Annotated in this window: 22 protein-coding genes and 1 tRNA gene; all 23 read right to left on the bottom strand. The window is 64.2% G+C overall.

All coding sequences use genetic code 11. The annotated features are described in order from the left end of the window. Positions 1-7: 7 nt before the first annotated feature. A tRNA-Thr gene (locus tag LG047_RS11880) sits at positions 8-83 on the bottom strand. Between the two features lie 138 nt (positions 84-221). Then, a complete protein-coding gene (locus LG047_RS11875; RefSeq protein ID WP_036285065.1) occupies positions 222-569 on the bottom strand; it encodes a LapA family protein in 348 nt (115 codons plus the stop codon). Between the two features lie 116 nt (positions 570-685). Next, a complete protein-coding gene (gene ihfB, locus LG047_RS11870; RefSeq protein WP_036285063.1) occupies positions 686-976 on the bottom strand; it encodes an integration host factor subunit beta in 291 nt (96 codons plus the stop codon). Positions 977-1,027: 51 nt separating this feature from the next. Beyond that, complete coding sequence (gene sppA, locus LG047_RS11865; protein ID WP_227966858.1) at positions 1,028-1,999, bottom strand: signal peptide peptidase SppA; 972 nt, start codon at positions 1,997-1,999, stop codon at positions 1,028-1,030. A gap of 90 nt (positions 2,000-2,089) precedes the next feature. Next, a complete protein-coding gene (cutA, locus tag LG047_RS11860; RefSeq protein ID WP_227966856.1) occupies positions 2,090-2,410 on the bottom strand; it encodes a divalent-cation tolerance protein CutA in 321 nt (106 codons plus the stop codon). Next, the gene (locus tag LG047_RS11855) at positions 2,410-3,867 is read right to left on the bottom strand and encodes a Do family serine endopeptidase (RefSeq protein WP_227966855.1); all 1,458 of its coding nucleotides are present in this window, start codon (positions 3,865-3,867) and stop codon (positions 2,410-2,412) included. The genes cutA and LG047_RS11855 overlap by 1 nt, the downstream gene beginning before the upstream one ends. Before the next feature lie 134 nt (positions 3,868-4,001). After that, positions 4,002-4,415: a 50S ribosomal protein L17 gene (gene rplQ / locus LG047_RS11850; RefSeq protein WP_036285052.1), complete on the bottom strand. Its 414-nt coding sequence runs from the start codon at positions 4,413-4,415 to the stop codon at positions 4,002-4,004. 173 nt (positions 4,416-4,588) lie between these two features. Further along, entirely contained in the window at positions 4,589-5,608 is a 1,020-nt protein-coding gene (locus LG047_RS11845) for a DNA-directed RNA polymerase subunit alpha (protein WP_036285049.1), read from the bottom strand. 100 nt (positions 5,609-5,708) lie between these two features. Then, positions 5,709-6,098: a 30S ribosomal protein S11 gene (gene rpsK / locus LG047_RS11840; protein ID WP_014890740.1), complete on the bottom strand. Its 390-nt coding sequence runs from the start codon at positions 6,096-6,098 to the stop codon at positions 5,709-5,711. Between the two features lie 70 nt (positions 6,099-6,168). Next, entirely contained in the window at positions 6,169-6,537 is a 369-nt protein-coding gene (rpsM, locus tag LG047_RS11835; protein WP_165055022.1) for a 30S ribosomal protein S13, read from the bottom strand. Positions 6,538-6,793: 256 nt separating this feature from the next. After that, positions 6,794-8,065, bottom strand: coding sequence for an Hsp70 family protein (locus LG047_RS11830; protein ID WP_227966854.1), 1,272 nt, complete (start codon positions 8,063-8,065; stop codon positions 6,794-6,796). 95 nt (positions 8,066-8,160) lie between these two features. Then, positions 8,161-8,742: an adenylate kinase gene (locus LG047_RS11825; RefSeq protein ID WP_227966853.1), complete on the bottom strand. Its 582-nt coding sequence runs from the start codon at positions 8,740-8,742 to the stop codon at positions 8,161-8,163. Continuing rightward, positions 8,739-10,073, bottom strand: coding sequence for a preprotein translocase subunit SecY (gene secY / locus LG047_RS11820; RefSeq protein WP_036288644.1), 1,335 nt, complete (start codon positions 10,071-10,073; stop codon positions 8,739-8,741). Before secY ends, LG047_RS11825 begins: the two co-directional genes overlap by 4 nt. Positions 10,074-10,230: 157 nt before the next feature. Continuing rightward, a complete protein-coding gene (gene rplO, locus LG047_RS11815; protein ID WP_036285038.1) occupies positions 10,231-10,707 on the bottom strand; it encodes a 50S ribosomal protein L15 in 477 nt (158 codons plus the stop codon). 10 nt (positions 10,708-10,717) lie between these two features. After that, positions 10,718-10,909, bottom strand: a complete 192-nt coding sequence (gene rpmD / locus LG047_RS11810) for a 50S ribosomal protein L30 (RefSeq protein ID WP_036285035.1) — start codon at positions 10,907-10,909, stop codon at positions 10,718-10,720. A gap of 14 nt (positions 10,910-10,923) precedes the next feature. Next, positions 10,924-11,496, bottom strand: coding sequence for a 30S ribosomal protein S5 (gene rpsE, locus LG047_RS11805; RefSeq protein WP_227966852.1), 573 nt, complete (start codon positions 11,494-11,496; stop codon positions 10,924-10,926). A gap of 142 nt (positions 11,497-11,638) precedes the next feature. Next, positions 11,639-12,001: a 50S ribosomal protein L18 gene (rplR, locus tag LG047_RS11800; RefSeq protein ID WP_036285033.1), complete on the bottom strand. Its 363-nt coding sequence runs from the start codon at positions 11,999-12,001 to the stop codon at positions 11,639-11,641. A gap of 12 nt (positions 12,002-12,013) precedes the next feature. Beyond that, positions 12,014-12,547, bottom strand: coding sequence for a 50S ribosomal protein L6 (gene rplF / locus LG047_RS11795; protein ID WP_036285030.1), 534 nt, complete (start codon positions 12,545-12,547; stop codon positions 12,014-12,016). Between the two features lie 31 nt (positions 12,548-12,578). Next, positions 12,579-12,977, bottom strand: coding sequence for a 30S ribosomal protein S8 (gene rpsH / locus LG047_RS11790; protein ID WP_036285027.1), 399 nt, complete (start codon positions 12,975-12,977; stop codon positions 12,579-12,581). Between the two features lie 14 nt (positions 12,978-12,991). Continuing rightward, a complete protein-coding gene (gene rpsN / locus LG047_RS11785) occupies positions 12,992-13,297 on the bottom strand; it encodes a 30S ribosomal protein S14 (protein ID WP_036285024.1) in 306 nt (101 codons plus the stop codon). 44 nt (positions 13,298-13,341) lie between these two features. Continuing rightward, positions 13,342-14,022: a 50S ribosomal protein L5 gene (gene rplE, locus LG047_RS11780; RefSeq protein ID WP_227966851.1), complete on the bottom strand. Its 681-nt coding sequence runs from the start codon at positions 14,020-14,022 to the stop codon at positions 13,342-13,344. Next, the gene (gene rplX / locus LG047_RS11775) at positions 14,015-14,332 is read right to left on the bottom strand and encodes a 50S ribosomal protein L24 (RefSeq protein ID WP_036285020.1); all 318 of its coding nucleotides are present in this window, start codon (positions 14,330-14,332) and stop codon (positions 14,015-14,017) included. The genes rplE and rplX overlap by 8 nt, the downstream gene beginning before the upstream one ends. After that, positions 14,332-14,700: a 50S ribosomal protein L14 gene (gene rplN, locus LG047_RS11770; RefSeq protein ID WP_016917723.1), complete on the bottom strand. Its 369-nt coding sequence runs from the start codon at positions 14,698-14,700 to the stop codon at positions 14,332-14,334. The genes rplX and rplN overlap by 1 nt, the downstream gene beginning before the upstream one ends. Positions 14,701-14,721 lie beyond the last annotated feature (21 nt).

The raw sequence follows: 14,721 nt of genomic DNA, 5'->3' as shown, positions 1-14,721 counted from the left end.
ATTTTACTGGTGCCGCAAGAGGGATTCGAACCCCCGACCCCATCATTACGAATGATGTGCTCTACCAGCTGAGCTATTGCGGCGTTGCTCGCATCGTTTTCGCGCGCGCGACACTCTTATCGGCGTGCGGCGGGTTTTTCAAGCGGCTGCATCGTCGAGAATTCCGCCCGGCGGCGATTTTTGAACAAGAATTCTCGCGTCGCGGCCGCGCGCCCGCCCGTCTATCGCCGGCCGCCCTTCGTTTCCGGCTCCGAAGGCAGGCTGGCGAGCGCCTGCTGGCGCAGCTTTTCGATCTCCAGCCGGGTCTTTTTCGCTTCCGCGCGCGCCACCCGCGCGGCGCGTCGCACCGGCAGATGGCCGAGCCAGGACGAGGCGCCGCCGGCGAGAACGCCAATCGCCATCGAGACGAGGACAACGAGGAACATCGGCGCCTCGAAAGACGGGCCGGAGCCGTCGTTGGGCGCGAATGGATCGAGGCCGATTCGCACCTGGCCGCGATTGGCCATCGCGAAGAAAAGGATGATCAGCGCCAGCGGAACAAAGACGATGATGCGCAGGACGGATTTCATGACATCTCCCTAATGGCCGGCGGCTTGCGGGAAGCTCGAACGACAGCGCGTCGGCCGCGGGAGCCCGGCGTCATATCTCAACCGCGCCCATCACCGGGCGCGGCGCGATCCGCGCTTCAGCCCTGGTAGTTTTCGTTCAGGCGCTCGCGCATTTCCTTGCCCGTCTTGAAGAAGGGCACGCTCTTCTCCTGCACGGAAACCTGAGCGCCCGTGCGCGGGTTGCGCCCCGTGCGGGCGTCGCGCTTCTTGACCGAGAAGGCGCCGAAGCCACGCAATTCGACTCGATCGCCGCGGGCGAGCGCGGCGGTGATCTCGTCGAGAATCGTGCTGACGATGGTCTCGACGTCGCGCTGATAAAGATGGCCGTTGCGACGCGCGATCCGCTGAATGAGTTCGGACTTAATCATGTCTCGATCCAAGTTGTTGTCGAACTGAAAGGGCGCCAGGGCGCGCCGGCGTCACTGCGCGTCGAAACCCTGCCAAATCGCCAATAAACCGTCAAGACTGCCGCCTCTCTCGGCGCGCGCAACCTGCTCGAGAGCGCCGGCGAAAGAGTCTAACCCGACGGCGCGGGCCATTTTCGCAGCGCTCTCGACGAGGTTGAGGCGTTCGAGACTGGTCTTCTTTTTCCAGTCGCGAACCGGCAGATCCTTGGCGATGTTCTTATTGGTCTCGAGCCAGGCGACGGCCTCGCGTTCGCCGCCGATCATGTCGACGAGTTTCAGCGGCAAACCCTGCCGCGCGGTGAAGACGCGGCCGTCGGAAACCTTCGCGAGTTCCTCGTCGCTGAGGTTTCGACGCTCCTTCACGAGATTCTTGAACCAGGCGTATGAGTCGGAGACGAGGCTCGCAATCGCCGCCTTCGCCGCTTCGCTCGTCGGCTCGTAGCCGTTCGGCGTCGCCTTCAGCGGCGATGACTTCACCTCCTCGACCTTCACGCCCCAGGAGTCGAGGAGCTTGTAGAAATTGGGAAACTGGAACAGCACGCCGATCGACCCGACGAGCGAATTGCCGCGCGCCACGATCTCGTCCGCGGCCAGCGCCGCTATATAGGCCCCGGAGGCGGCAAGCGTGCCGACCACGGCGACGACGGGCTTTTTCTCGCTCACGCGTCGCAACTCTTCATAGAGTTTTTCCGAGCCGGTCGTCGTGCCGCCGGGACTTTCGATCGTCAGCAGGAGCGCCTTGGCCTGGTTCGAGTCGCCGATCTTCTTGATCAGATCGATCGTGTCCCTGTCGCCGGTGATCATGCCCTGCAACGAAAGGCGGGCGATGTGCGGCGTGAGCTTGTCGGCCGAATCGCCGTCGGAGAATTTCGTCGCGGCGAAAAGCCCCGCAGCGCCAAAGGCGACGACCGCCGCCGCGCGCCACCAGGCGAGTTTTCGCCGCATTCGGCGACGATCGATCAAATAGTCCGTCGGAGCCGACATGAACGTTTCCCTTGTTTTTTCTCGTGGTCTTTTCGTAGAGCGGGACGCGGCCGTTGGAAAGCCATCCGTCGTCCCGGCGACGAAAATAGATCAATCGCGCCGGGTCGCCTCCAGCAGCCAGCTGGCGTAAGCGGGATCCGCCTCGGTTGCGTCGATGCGCAGGATTTCCGGCGTCTCGTAGCTGTGAAGACGGCGCACCAGCTCGGCGAGCGCGCGATAGTCCTCCGCGCGGTGCTTCATCTGCAGCAGGAACTCGTCATCCTCGCAGATCTCCCCTTTCCAGACGTAATGGCTGCGAATCGGCTGTATCTGCACGCAAGCCGCGAGTTTCGCCGAAAGGGCGGCGCGGGCGAGGTCGCGCGCCTTGTCCTCGGCGTCGACCGTCGTCACGAGAATGGCGACGGCGCCCATCAGCCGCCGACCACGGTCGTGAACACCTGGCCGCCGCGGGCCAGCGTGATTTTCCAGTAATAGGAACGGGTCGCCGTCGCTTTCTCGAGGTCGCGGGTGGAGCCGATTTTCTGATCATTGACCGCGAGCACCACATCGCCGCGCTGCAGATTGAGCTGCTCGGCGAAGGAGCCATCCTCGATGTCCACGACGACGACGCCGCTCGCGGCGCCCTGCACCGACATTTCCTCGATCACCGCCGGCGAGATGTTGACGACGGTGGCGCCCGCGAAGGGCGACTGCCCCTTCAGCTTCACCGGGTCGCGAGGCGGGATCTCGGGCGCGGAGGCAAGCTTGATTTGCGTGGTGATCTTCTTCCCGCTTCGGAGCACGCCCAGCGTCGCCACGCCGCCGATCGGCCTGGTCGCGAGGCGATAGCCGACCGCTTCGGGATCGTCGGCGGGCTGGCCGTCGACGGAATAGATGACGTCGCCGCGCTTCAGGCCGGCCTCCGCCGCCGGCCCCCTGGCCTCGACGTCGGCGAGAAGCGCTCCGGTCGGGCGGTCGAGGCCGAGGCCATCCGCGATCTCCTGCGAAAGCGTCTGCAGCGTCGCGCCAAGCCACGGGCGCTTGACCATCTTGCCGCCGCCCCTCGCCGTCGCGAGGACGTTCTTGACCATGTTCACCGGAATCGCGAAGCCGATGCCGACCGAGCCGCCGGACTTCGAGAAAATGGCCGAATTGATGCCGACGACGCGGGCATTCATGTCGATGAGCGGCCCGCCGGAATTGCCGGGATTGATGGCCGCGTCGGTCTGGATGAAGAAGCCGTAGTCGCTGATGCCGACATGGGTGCGCGCCAGCGCCGAGACGATGCCCTGCGTCACCGTCTGGCCAACGCCGAAGGGATTGCCGATGGCGAGCGTCAGGTCGCCGACCTCGAGAGCGTCGGAGTCGCCGAGCTCCATCGTCGGGAAATTCGAGCCCTCGGTGAGCTTCAGCACCGCAAGATCGGTGCGCGGATCGCGCAGAAGGATTTTCGCAGGGATCTCGCGCTTGTCGGCGAGCGCCACCTTCACGTCGGTCATCCCCTCGATGACGTGGTTGTTGGTGACGACAAGGCCGCTTGGATCGACGATGACCCCGGAGCCGAGCGACTGCGCGGTGTTGCGTCCCGGCATGCCGCCGCCACCCTCGCCGAAGAAGCGGCGGAAGATCGGATCGTCGAGGAAAGGATTGGCCGGCATGCGCTCGACGCGCGAGGCGAAGACGTTGACGACGGCGGGCTGCGCCTTCTTGACCACGGGCGCGAAGGAATAAGCGATCTCGGCGCGGCTTCGCGGGACGGCGGGAGCCTCGGCTGGCGCGGTTTGCGCCTGCGCGGGAGATATCTCCGCGCGGCGCTCGATGTAAGCCGCCGCGACGCCTGTCGCGCAGGCGAGCGCCCCGAAAAGAATGTAACGCAAAGGCAAGCGCATCCATCGCTCCCGAAAAGAATCGCGAGCGATGAATATAGGCGGGAATTCGAGCGGCGGCGAGAATGGGCGCGCAAATGAAAAAGGCGGCCATGAGAGAGCCGCCTTCCAGCTTTCGTTGAACGAAAGCGCTATTTTTACGCTTCTTCTTCCTGCACCTGCACGGGGCCCGAGTCCTGGCCCTTGGCGTCGACGTCGCGGTCGACGAATTCGATCACTGCGAGCGGCGCGTTGTCGCCATAGCGGAAGCCCGCCTTCAGCACGCGGGTGTAGCCGCCGTTGCGGTCCTTGTAGCGCGGGCCCAGCACCTCGAAGAGCTTGCCGACGAGCTTGACGTCCTTGATCTGCGCGATCGCCTGACGGCGGGCGTGAAGGTCGCCGCGCTTGCCGAGCGTCACGAGCTTCTCGACGACCGGACGAAGGTCCTTCGCCTTCGGCAGCGTGGTGACGATCTGCTCATGCTTGATGAGCGCCTGCGCCATATTGGCGAACATCGCCTTGCGGTGCTCATGCGTGCGGCCGAAACGGCGCTTCTTGTGTCCGTGATACATGTGGCTCTCCGTTGTTTATGCGGCCGCCGTGCCAAGGAACGGCCGTCTCCTTATTTCCTCTCCCGCTTGCGGGAGAGGTCGGCCCTCGCGTGAGCGAGGGTCGGGTGAGGGCTCTCATCCGTCGCGCATTCGTGCGACGCCTTCTCCCTGTCGCGGGAGAAGGGAGAGCGGAATCAATAATGCTCCTCGAATCGCTTCGCGAGATCGTCGATGTTCTCCGGCGGCCAGCCGGGCACTTCCATGCCGAGGTGCAGGCCCATCTGCGCGAGAACTTCCTTGATCTCGTTCAACGACTTGCGGCCGAAGTTCGGCGTGCGGAGCATTTCGGCTTCCGATTTCTGGATGAGGTCGCCGATATAGACGATGTTGTCGTTCTTCAGGCAGTTCGCCGAACGCACCGACAGCTCCAGCTCGTCCACCTTCTTGAGCAGCGCCGGATTGAAGGCGAGCTGCGGAATCGACGGCGCGGCCTCTTCGCGGCGCGGCTCCTCGAAATTGACGAAGACGTTGAGCTGGTCCTGCAGGATGCGCGCCGAGAAGGCGAGCGCGTCCTCGGGCGTGATCGCGCCATTGGTTTCGATCGTCAGCGTCAGCTTGTCATAGTCGAGAACCTGGCCCTCGCGGGTGTTCTCGACGCGGTAGCTGACCTTCTTGACCGGCGAATAGAGGCTGTCGACCGGAATGAGGCCGATCGGCGCGTCCTCGGCGCGGTTGCGGTCGGCCGGGACATAGCCCTTGCCGGTCGAAACCGTGAATTCGATGCGGATTTCCGCGCCCTCGTCGAGCGTGCAGATGACGAGGTCGGGATTGAGAACCTGGACGTCGCCCGTGGCCTGGATGTCGCCGGCGGTGACGGCGCCGGGGCCCGTCTTCTTGAGCGTCAGGCGCTTCACGCCCTCGCCCTGATATTTGATCGCGATGTCCTTGATGTTGAGGACGATGTCCGTCACGTCCTCACGCACGCCGGGGATCGACGAAAACTCGTGCAGCACGCCGTCGATATGGATCGAGGTGATCGCCGCGCCCTGCAGCGACGAGAGAAGGATGCGGCGCAGGGCGTTGCCGAGCGTCACGCCGAAGCCGCGCTCGAGCGGCTCGGCGACCGCCGTCGCCACACGGCGCGGGTCGTCTCCGGCGGTCACTTCGAGCTTGTTCGGCTTGATGAGTTCCTGCCAGTTCTTCTGGATGCTCACTTGGGCGCCTTTCCTTGAAGCTCCGGAACGCGGCCCCGACGGTCAGGCCGGGGTCGCGCGTGAATATTGTCGAGATGAAACGGGGACTTGCCCCATGTCGTCAAACGCGGCGGCGCTTGCGCGGACGGCAACCATTGTGCGGGATCGGCGTCACGTCGCGAATGGAGGTGACGGTGAAGCCCGCCGCCTGCAGCGCGCGCAGCGCGGACTCACGGCCCGAGCCGGGACCCGAAACCTCGACCTCGAGGGTGCGGACGCCGTGCTCGCCGGCCTTGCGGGCGGCGTCCTCCGCGGCCATCTGCGCGGCGTAGGGCGTCGACTTGCGCGAGCCCTTGAAGCCCATGGAGCCGGCCGACGACCAGGACACGGTGTTGCCCTGCGCGTCGGTGATGGTGATCATCGTGTTGTTGAACGTCGAATTCACATGCGCGACGCCGGAAACGATGTTCTTGCGCTCGCGGCGGCGAACGCGGGTGGTGTCCTTGGCCATAACTTGTCTGGTCCTTCAAGCGCGCCCGTAACGCCAGGCGCTGGGGATGATGAGCGCTTTCGCGCGAGGATTACTTCTTCTTGCCGGCGATCGGCTTCGCCTTGCCCTTGCGGGTGCGGGCGTTGGTGTGGGTGCGCTGGCCGCGGACCGGCAGCTGGCGGCGATGACGCAGGCCGCGGTAGCAGCCGAGGTCCATCAGACGCTTGATGTTGATCGCGACCTCGCGGCGCAGGTCGCCCTCCACGAGATAGTCGCGGTCGATGGTCTCGCGGATCTGCAGGACTTCCGCGTCGGTGAGCTGAGCCACGCGGCGCTCGGCCGGGATGTTCACCTTCTCGCAGATTTCCTCGGCCTTCTTCGCGCCGATGCCGTGAATATACTGAAGCGCGATGACGACGCGCTTGTTGGTCGGGATATTGACGCCTGCAATACGTGCCACGAGTTTTCTCCATTTGGGGGAGGCGCTTGCGCGCGCCGCCGGATGACCCCGCGTCCGGTGGAGGCCGGCCCCTGCGGGTATTCAGTATTTTGGCTTTCTGGAACGCAAAAACGGAAGCCCTCCGAAGAGAACTTCCCTGAATTTGGTCAGTGGAGAGCCGATAACGAGCGATAGCGGCGGAGTCAAGCGCAAAACGCGCGGAAGTAAAATAAACCCCTGAGCGACGAACTCCAAGACTGCGTCCGTGATTCGCATCTCACCCGAATTTGCGCCGCGCGTCCAGTCCCAGCCCAAGCCCGACGGCGCCGAACATGTCCCCCTCGACGATTTTCGCAGCCGGCGTTTGGGCGGTGACCGCCGCCCGAACGGCGGGAATCGCGGTCGAGCCCCCGGTGAGAAACACCGCGTCGATACGTTGACCCGGGAGCCCCGACGCCTTCAGCGTCTCCCGAAGCGTGCGTGACAGCGCCCCGAGCTGATCGACGATGGCCTCGTGCAGCAGCTTGTCCGTGGCGGCGATCAGAAAATCGGGCTCGATTTCGGTCAGATCGATCAGGGCGCTCTCCTGTGCCGAAAGAGCGATCTTGGCGTTCTCGACCGCAAGCGCGATCGAATGGCCGCGCCGGCTTTCGATGACCTCCGCGAGACGCGCGATTTTCATGGGCGACAGGGAGTGGCGCTCCATCTCCCTCAATTCGCGCGCGACCTTCGGCGTATAGAGCAGGTTGATCCTGTGCCAGGTCGCGAGATCGACGAAGAATGCGTTGGCGACGGGAAGAATCTTGTCGCCGAAAGGAACGCGCATTTCACTGCCCTGACCCAGCGACGGCATCACGGCCTTCATGCTGAACAGGCGGTCGACGTCCGTGCCGCCGATGTGGACGCCCTTGCTGGCGAGAACGTCCCCCGCCCGATCGGCCCGTTTTCGTCCCTCCGGCGAGACGCGGACGACGGAAAAATCCGAGGTGCCGCCGCCAATGTCGGCGATGAGCGCATATTGTTCCTCTCGCACGGTCTGTTCATAGGCGAGCGCCGCCGCAATCGGCTCGTATTGAAAGGCGACGTCGCGAAATCCCTGCGCGCGGGCGATTTCCTCCAAAGCATCCTGCGCAAGGCGATCGGCGGCGGGATCGTCATCGACGAAATGGACCGGACGGCCCATGACGACCTGCGTGACATCGGCGCCCGCCGCTGTATCAGCGGCCTCTTTCAGCCGGCCGACGATGAGGCCGATGATATCCTTGAACGTGAAGCGCTTCGTCTTTATGCGCGTCGTCTCGTCCATCAGCGCCGAGCCGAGGACGGACTTGAGGCTGCGCATCAGTCGTCCTTCGGTTCCCTCGACATAGGCCCTGAGCGCCTCTCGACCGAAAAGCGCGGAGCCATCGGAGAAGTCGAAGAAGATCGAACTCGGGATCGTCCGGTTGTCGCCTTCGAGCGGAACGAGTTCGACGCCGCTCGCGCCCTCGATTGCGACCGTCGAATTCGACGTGCCGAAGTCGAGGCCGCAAAATGACTTTGCTTCCATCCGTCTTTTCTGTGTTGTGGTGAAAGGCGCGCGACGCTAGAGGGCGCAAAAGGCGCAAGGGAGGGCGCGCCCCGCGCGCCCGGCCCGAATCCGGGTTAGCGGCCGAGCGCCGTGTCGATCGCCGCCGTCACCTCGTCGATCGACCGCATGCCGTCAACCTGTTTCAGATCGCCGCGCTCCGCATAATGGGCGGAAACCGGCGCCGTCTGCGCGCGATAGGTCTCGAGCCGGGTCTTGAAGCTTTCTGGATTGTCGTCGGCGCGAACAGTTCCGCCCGCCGCGATGGTTTCAGCGACGCGCTTGCGCATGCGATCGACGAGCGCATTTTCATCGACGACAAGCTCTATCACGGCGTCGAGCTTCAGACCCTTCGTGGCGAGCATGGCGCGCAGCGCTTCCGCCTGCGCGACGGTTCGCGGAAAACCGTCGAGGATGAAGCCCGTGGCGCAATCCGGCGAGTCAATGCGCTGGTCGATGATGCCGACCACCACATCGTCCGGAACCAGCTGGCCGGCGTCCATGATAGCCTTGGCCTTCAGACCGATGGGCGTTCCCGCGGCGACCGCGGCGCGAAGCATGTCTCCGGTCGAGAGTTGCGGAACGCCGAGCTTCTCGATCAGTCGCGTCGCCTGAGTGCCCTTGCCGGCGCCCGGGGGCCCGAGAAGGACGATTCTCATTTGCGGCGACCTTTCAGCTTGGTCTTCCGGATCAGGCCTTCGTACTGCTGAGCCTGCATGTGGCCATGGATTTGCGCGACCGTGTCCATGGTGACGCTGACCACGATCAGCAGCGAGGTGCCGCCGAAGTAGAAGGGCAGGTTCGCATAGGCGATGAGCCCTTCAGGCAGAAGACAGATGATCGCGAGATAGGCGGCGCCGAGCACGGTGATGCGCATGAGCACATCGTCGATGAATTTCGCTGTACGCTCGCCAGGGCGGATGCCGGGGATGAAGCCGCCGTGCTTCTTGAGATTGTCGGCGGTCTCGGTCGGATTGAACACGATCGCCGTATAGAAAAAGGCGAAGAAGACGATCAGACCGACATAGGCGAGCATGTAGAGCGGGCGCCCATGGCCGAAATAGGCCGAAATCGTCGCGAAAATACTGTCCGTTCCCGTCGACTGGTAGAAGTTCGCGACAGTTGTCGGCAACAGCAGCAGCGAGGAGGCGAAGATCGGCGGGATGACGCCCGAGGTGTTGAGCTTCAACGGCAGGAAGGACGTTTGCCCCTCATAGACCCGGTTGCCGTGCTGGCGTTTCGGATAGGTGATCAGCAGACGGCGCTGGGCGCGCTCCATGAACACGATGAAGGCGATCACGAAGAACGACATGGCGATGACGCCGAGGATGATCCCGGTCGAAATCGCGCCCTGCCGCCCCAGTTCGAGCGTCGAGACGATCGCTGAAGGGAAGGCCGCCACGATGCCCGCGAAGATGATCAGCGACGAGCCATTGCCAATGCCGCGCGAGGTGATCTGCTCGCCGAGCCACATCAGGAACATTGTGCCGCCGACGAGGGTCACGACGGTCGTGATGCGAAAGAATATCCCCGGATCAGTGACGACGCCCTGTTGGCCCTCGAGACCGATCGCCATGGCGTAGGCCTGGAACGTCGCGAGCGCGACGGTCAGGTAGCGCGTGTACTGGTTGAGAACCTTGCGGCCCTGCTCGCCCTCCTTCTTCAGCGACTCGAGCGTCGGGAACACCGACGTGAGGAGCTGAATGATGATCGAGGCCGAGATATACGGCATGATGTTGAGAGCGAAAATCGCGCGACGCTGCACGGCGCCGCCGGCGAACATGTTGAAGAGCTCGAGCATGCCCTTCGACTGGCCGAAGAAACTTTTGGCGAATGCGTCCGGATCGATGCCCGGCAGCGGCACATAGGTGCCCAGGCGATAGACGATCAGCGCGCCCAGCGTGAACCAGATACGCTTCTTGAGTTCCTCGGACTTGCCGAAGGCGGAGAGATTGACGTTGGCCGCAAGCTGCTCGGCTGCCGATGCCATGGAGGAACTCCCCTTTGTCGCGCCGCGTTTTCGTGGCGCATTCTTGTTTGCGGGCGCGGGGAGCGGAGGCCCGCCCATGCGCGCGCCCGGCGATTGCGTGTCGGTTCTATAAGACAAAGCGGCCGCCCTTGCGAGAGCGGCCGCTTAAAAACATCGCTCAGGCGGTGGCGGTCTCGCCCGCGAGCAGCTTCACGGAGCCGCCCGCGCCTTCGATGGCCGCGATCGCGCCCTTGGACGCCGCTGCTACCTCGAAGGCGAGCTTCGCCTTGATTTCACCCTGGCCGAGGATCTTCACGCCGTCGCGCGCCTTGGAGACCAGCCCCGCGGCGATCAGCGACTCGATCGTGACCGGGACGCTCGAATCGAGCTTGCCCGCGTCGATCGCCTGCTGGATGCGGCCGACGTTGATCTCGTTGTAGTCGACCGAGAACGGGTTGTGGAACCCGCGCTTGGGCAGACGACGATGCAACGGCATCTGGCCGCCTTCGAAGCCCTTGATGGCGACGCCGGTGCGGGCCTTCTGACCCTTCACGCCGCGCCCGCCCGTCTTGCCCTTGCCGGAGCCGATGCCGCGGCCCACGCGCATGCGGTTCTTGCTGGCGCCCGGATTGTCGGAGAGTTCGTTGAGTTTCATTGCCGCGTCCTCACTTCTCGCCGATGATTTTGACGAGATGCGCCACCTTGGCGATCATCCCGCGAACGGCGGGCGTGTCCTCCAGTTCGCGGCGACGGCCGATGCGCGTCAGGCCGAGGCCGACGAGCGTTCTGCGCTGACGTTCCGGACGGCCGATGGGGCTGCCGGTTTGTTCGACGGTGATCTGCTTGCTCTTCGCCATGGTCGAGCCTCCTGTCACGCGTCGACGGCGTCGGCGTCGACGCCCTGACGGCGCGACTGCAACGCGGACACTTTTAGCGAGCGGCGCGCGGCGACGGAGCGCGGCGAGTCCTCGCGGCCGAGCGCGTCGAATGTCGCGCGGATCATGTTGTAAGGGTTGGACGAGCCCTGGCTCTTCGCGACGACGTCATGCATGCCGAGCGTCTCGAAAACAGCGCGCATCGGGCCGCCGGCGATGATGCCGGTGCCGGCGGGCGCGGCGCGAAGAACGACGCGGCCCGCGCCATGGCGGCCGTAGACGTCATGATGCAGCGTGCGACCCTCGCGCAGCGGAACGCGGATCAGCGCGCGCTTGGCGGCTTCCGTCGCCTTGCGGATCGCTTCCGGAACCTCGCGCGCCTTGCCGTGGCCGTAGCCGACGCGGCCCTTCTGGTCGCCGACGACGACGAGCGCGGCGAAGCCGAAACGACGGCCGCCCTTCACAACTTTCGCGACGCGATTGATGTGGACGAGACGGTCCACAAATTCGCTATCGCGCTCATCCCTATCCCGGTCGCGACCGCGACCGCCTTCAGCTTCACGCGCCATTTCTTCTTCCGTCACTTACGCGGCCGTGAGGCCGCTCGCTTCGATTGTGGCCGGCGACAGAGCCGTCCACGCGGCGATCATCGCCGCTGCGCATATGCGCGAAAAGGCGCCCGCCCCGCAAGGCGCGCGCCCAATTCTTTTTTTAGAACTGCAGGCCGCCCTCGCGGGCGCCGTCGGCCAAAGCCTTCACGCGGCCGTGATACATGTAGGCGCCACGATCGAAGACCACTTCCTTGACGCCCTTGGCGGTGGCGCGCTCCGCGAGGAGCTTGCCGACGACTTTCGCCGCCTCGATATTCGCGCCGGACTTCAGCGCGTCGCGATTCGTCTTCTCGATGGAAGACGCGGACACAAGGGTCTCGCCCTTCTCGTCGTCGATGATCTGCGCATAGATCTGCTTGGACGAGCGGAACACCGACAGACGCGGGCGGCCGTAAGCGCGCTCGCGGATCGCCCGGCGGACACGCGCCTTGCGGCGTTGCTCGACATTGACATCCTTTGCCATGGCGGCGGATCCTTACTTCTTCTTGCCTTCCTTGCGGAAGATGAATTCGTTGGCGTATTTGACGCCCTTGCCCTTGTAGGGCTCGGGACCGCGGAACGCGCGGATTTCCGCGGCGACCTGGCCAACCTGCTGCTTGTTGATGCCGCTGATCGTGATTTCCGTCGGCTTCGGCGTCGCGATCGTGATGCCGGCCGGGATCGGATAATTCACATCATGCGAGTAGCCGAGCGCGAGTTGCAGGACTTTGCCCTGAACCGCAGCGCGATAGCCCACGCCGGTGATTTCCAGCTTCTTTTCGAAGCCGGTCGTGACGCCGACGACGATGCTGTTGACCTGCGCGCGGGCAGTGCCCCAGAGCGCGCGGGCGCGCTTCGTGTCGTTGCGCGGGTCGACCTTGATGGCGTTGTCCTGGTAGACGACGGAGACGTCGTCCGGCACCAGAAACTCGAGCTGACCCTTGGCGCCCTTCACGGTCACGAGCTGACCGTCGACCTTGGCGGTGACGCCGGCCGGAACGACCACAGGCTTCTTGCCGATACGAGACATTGTTGCAATTCCTGTTCGCTGAAGCGCAAGGTCAGAAGACCTTGCACAGCACCTCGCCGCCGACGTTGTTCTCGCGCGCCGCATGATCCGCCATGACGCCCTTCGGCGTCGAGACGATCGTCACGCCGAGGCCATTGGCCACGCGCGGCACGGCTCCAACCGCCGCATAGACCCGGCGGCCCGGCCGGGAGACGCGCTCGATCTGCTTGATGACCGGCTGACCGTCGAAATATTTCAGTTCGATCTCGAACTCGGTGCGGCCGTTGCCGAAATCCGTGGTTGTGTAGCCACGGATATAGCCTTCTTCCTTCAGCACGTCGAGCACATGCGCGCGCAGCTTGGAGCCCGGCGTAGACACCTTGTCCTTGCGGCGCATCTGAGCGTTGCGGATGCGGGTGAGGAGATCTCCCAACGGATCGTTGATCGCCATTGTTCCGGATCTCCTTACCAGCTCGACTTCACGAGGCCGGGCACGAGGCCACGGGACCCGAGTTCACGCAACGCAATGCGCGACATCTTCAACTTGCGATAAAAGGCGCGCGGGCGGCCGGACACTTCGCAACGGTTGCGCAGGCGGATCGCCGCCGAATTGCGCGGCAGCTCGGCGAGCTTGAGGCGCGCCTCGAACTGCTCCTCGATGCTCAGCGACTTGTCCTTCGCGGCGGCCTTCAGCCGGGCGCGGCGGCCAGCGTAAGCCTTGACCAGCTTCGCCTTCCGCTTGTTGTTCTCGATCGCGCTTTTCTTCGCCATATTTAGTTTCGCCTTTCGGTATCCGCGTTTGAGGGTTTAACCCCTCACTGCCGGAACGGGAAATTGAACGCCTTGAGCAGGGCGCGCGCCTCTTCGTCGGTCTTCGCCGTCGTGCAGACGATCACATCCATGCCGAGAATCGATTCGGCCTTGTCGTAGTCGATCTCCGGGAACACGATGTGTTCCTTGATGCCGAGCGCATAGTTGCCGCGGCCGTCGAAGGACTTCGGGTTGAGGCCGCGGAAGTCGCGGACGCGCGGCAGAGCGACCGTGATCAGACGATCGAGGAACTCGTACATGCGCGTCTTGCGCAAGGTGACCTTCGCGCCGATCGGCATGTTCTCGCGGACCTTGAAGGTCGAGATCGCCTTTCGAGCGCGGGTCACGACCGGCTTCTGGCCGGCGATGAGGCCCAGGTCATTGGCGGCCGACGTCACCTTCTTGGTGTCGTTGACGGCTTCGCCGACGCCCATGTTCAGCACGATCTTTTCGATCACCGGCACTTCAAGCGCGTTCTTGTAGCCGAACTGCTTGGTGAGCGCCTCGCGCACGACTTCGTCATAGTGCTTCTTCATGCGGGGCGTATAGCCCGCGATGCCCGCCTGCGCGACGGAAGAGGTTTCCCCTTCAGCCTTCTTGGCGGGTTTGGCGGCCTTCTTGGCTTCCGCGCCCTCGGCGGCGGCCTTGGGAGCCTTCGCGGCCTTCGGCTTCTTTTCCTCAGCCATCGATCAATTCTCCGGAACGCTTGGCGACGCGGACCTTGCGGCCGTCGTCGAGAATCTTGAAGCCCACGCGGGTCGCCTTGCCGTCCTTGGGATCGGCGAGCGCGAGGTTGGACAGATCGATCGGAGCCGCCTTGTTGACGATGCCCGCCTCACGGTCCTTGGTCTGGCGCTGGTGACGCTTCACCATGTTGACGCCGTCGACGACAGCGCGGCCCTCGTCGGGGATCACGCGCAGCACTTCGCCGGACTTGCCCTTGTCGCGACCGGCGAGAACGACGACCTTGTCGCCCTTCTTGATCTTGGCGGCCATTACAGCACCTCCGGCGCGAGCGAGATGATCTTCATATGGTTCTTGGCGCGCAGTTCGCGCGGCACCGGTCCGAAGATACGGGTGCCGATCGGCTCCTGCTGATTGTTGATCAGCACCGCGGCGTTGGAGTCGAAGCGGATCACCGATCCGTCCGAACGCTTGATGTCCTTCGAGGTGCGAACGACGACGGCCTTGAGCACGTCACCCTTCTTCACGCGGCCGCGCGGAATCGCTTCCTTGATCGACACGACGATGATGTCGCCGACGCCAGCGTATTTGCGCTTCGAGCCGCCCAGCACCTTGATGCACATCACACGGCGGGCGCCGGAATTGTCGGCGACGTCGAGATTTGTCTGCATCTGAATCATGGCTTACCCGCCTTTCACTCC

Source organism: Methylocystis sp. WRRC1 (assembly GCF_020733155.1).
Lineage (GTDB): Bacteria > Pseudomonadota > Alphaproteobacteria > Rhizobiales > Beijerinckiaceae > Methylocystis.
Note: the sequence above shows the minus strand (reverse complement) of the source record. Positions and strands in the feature narration are given on the sequence as shown.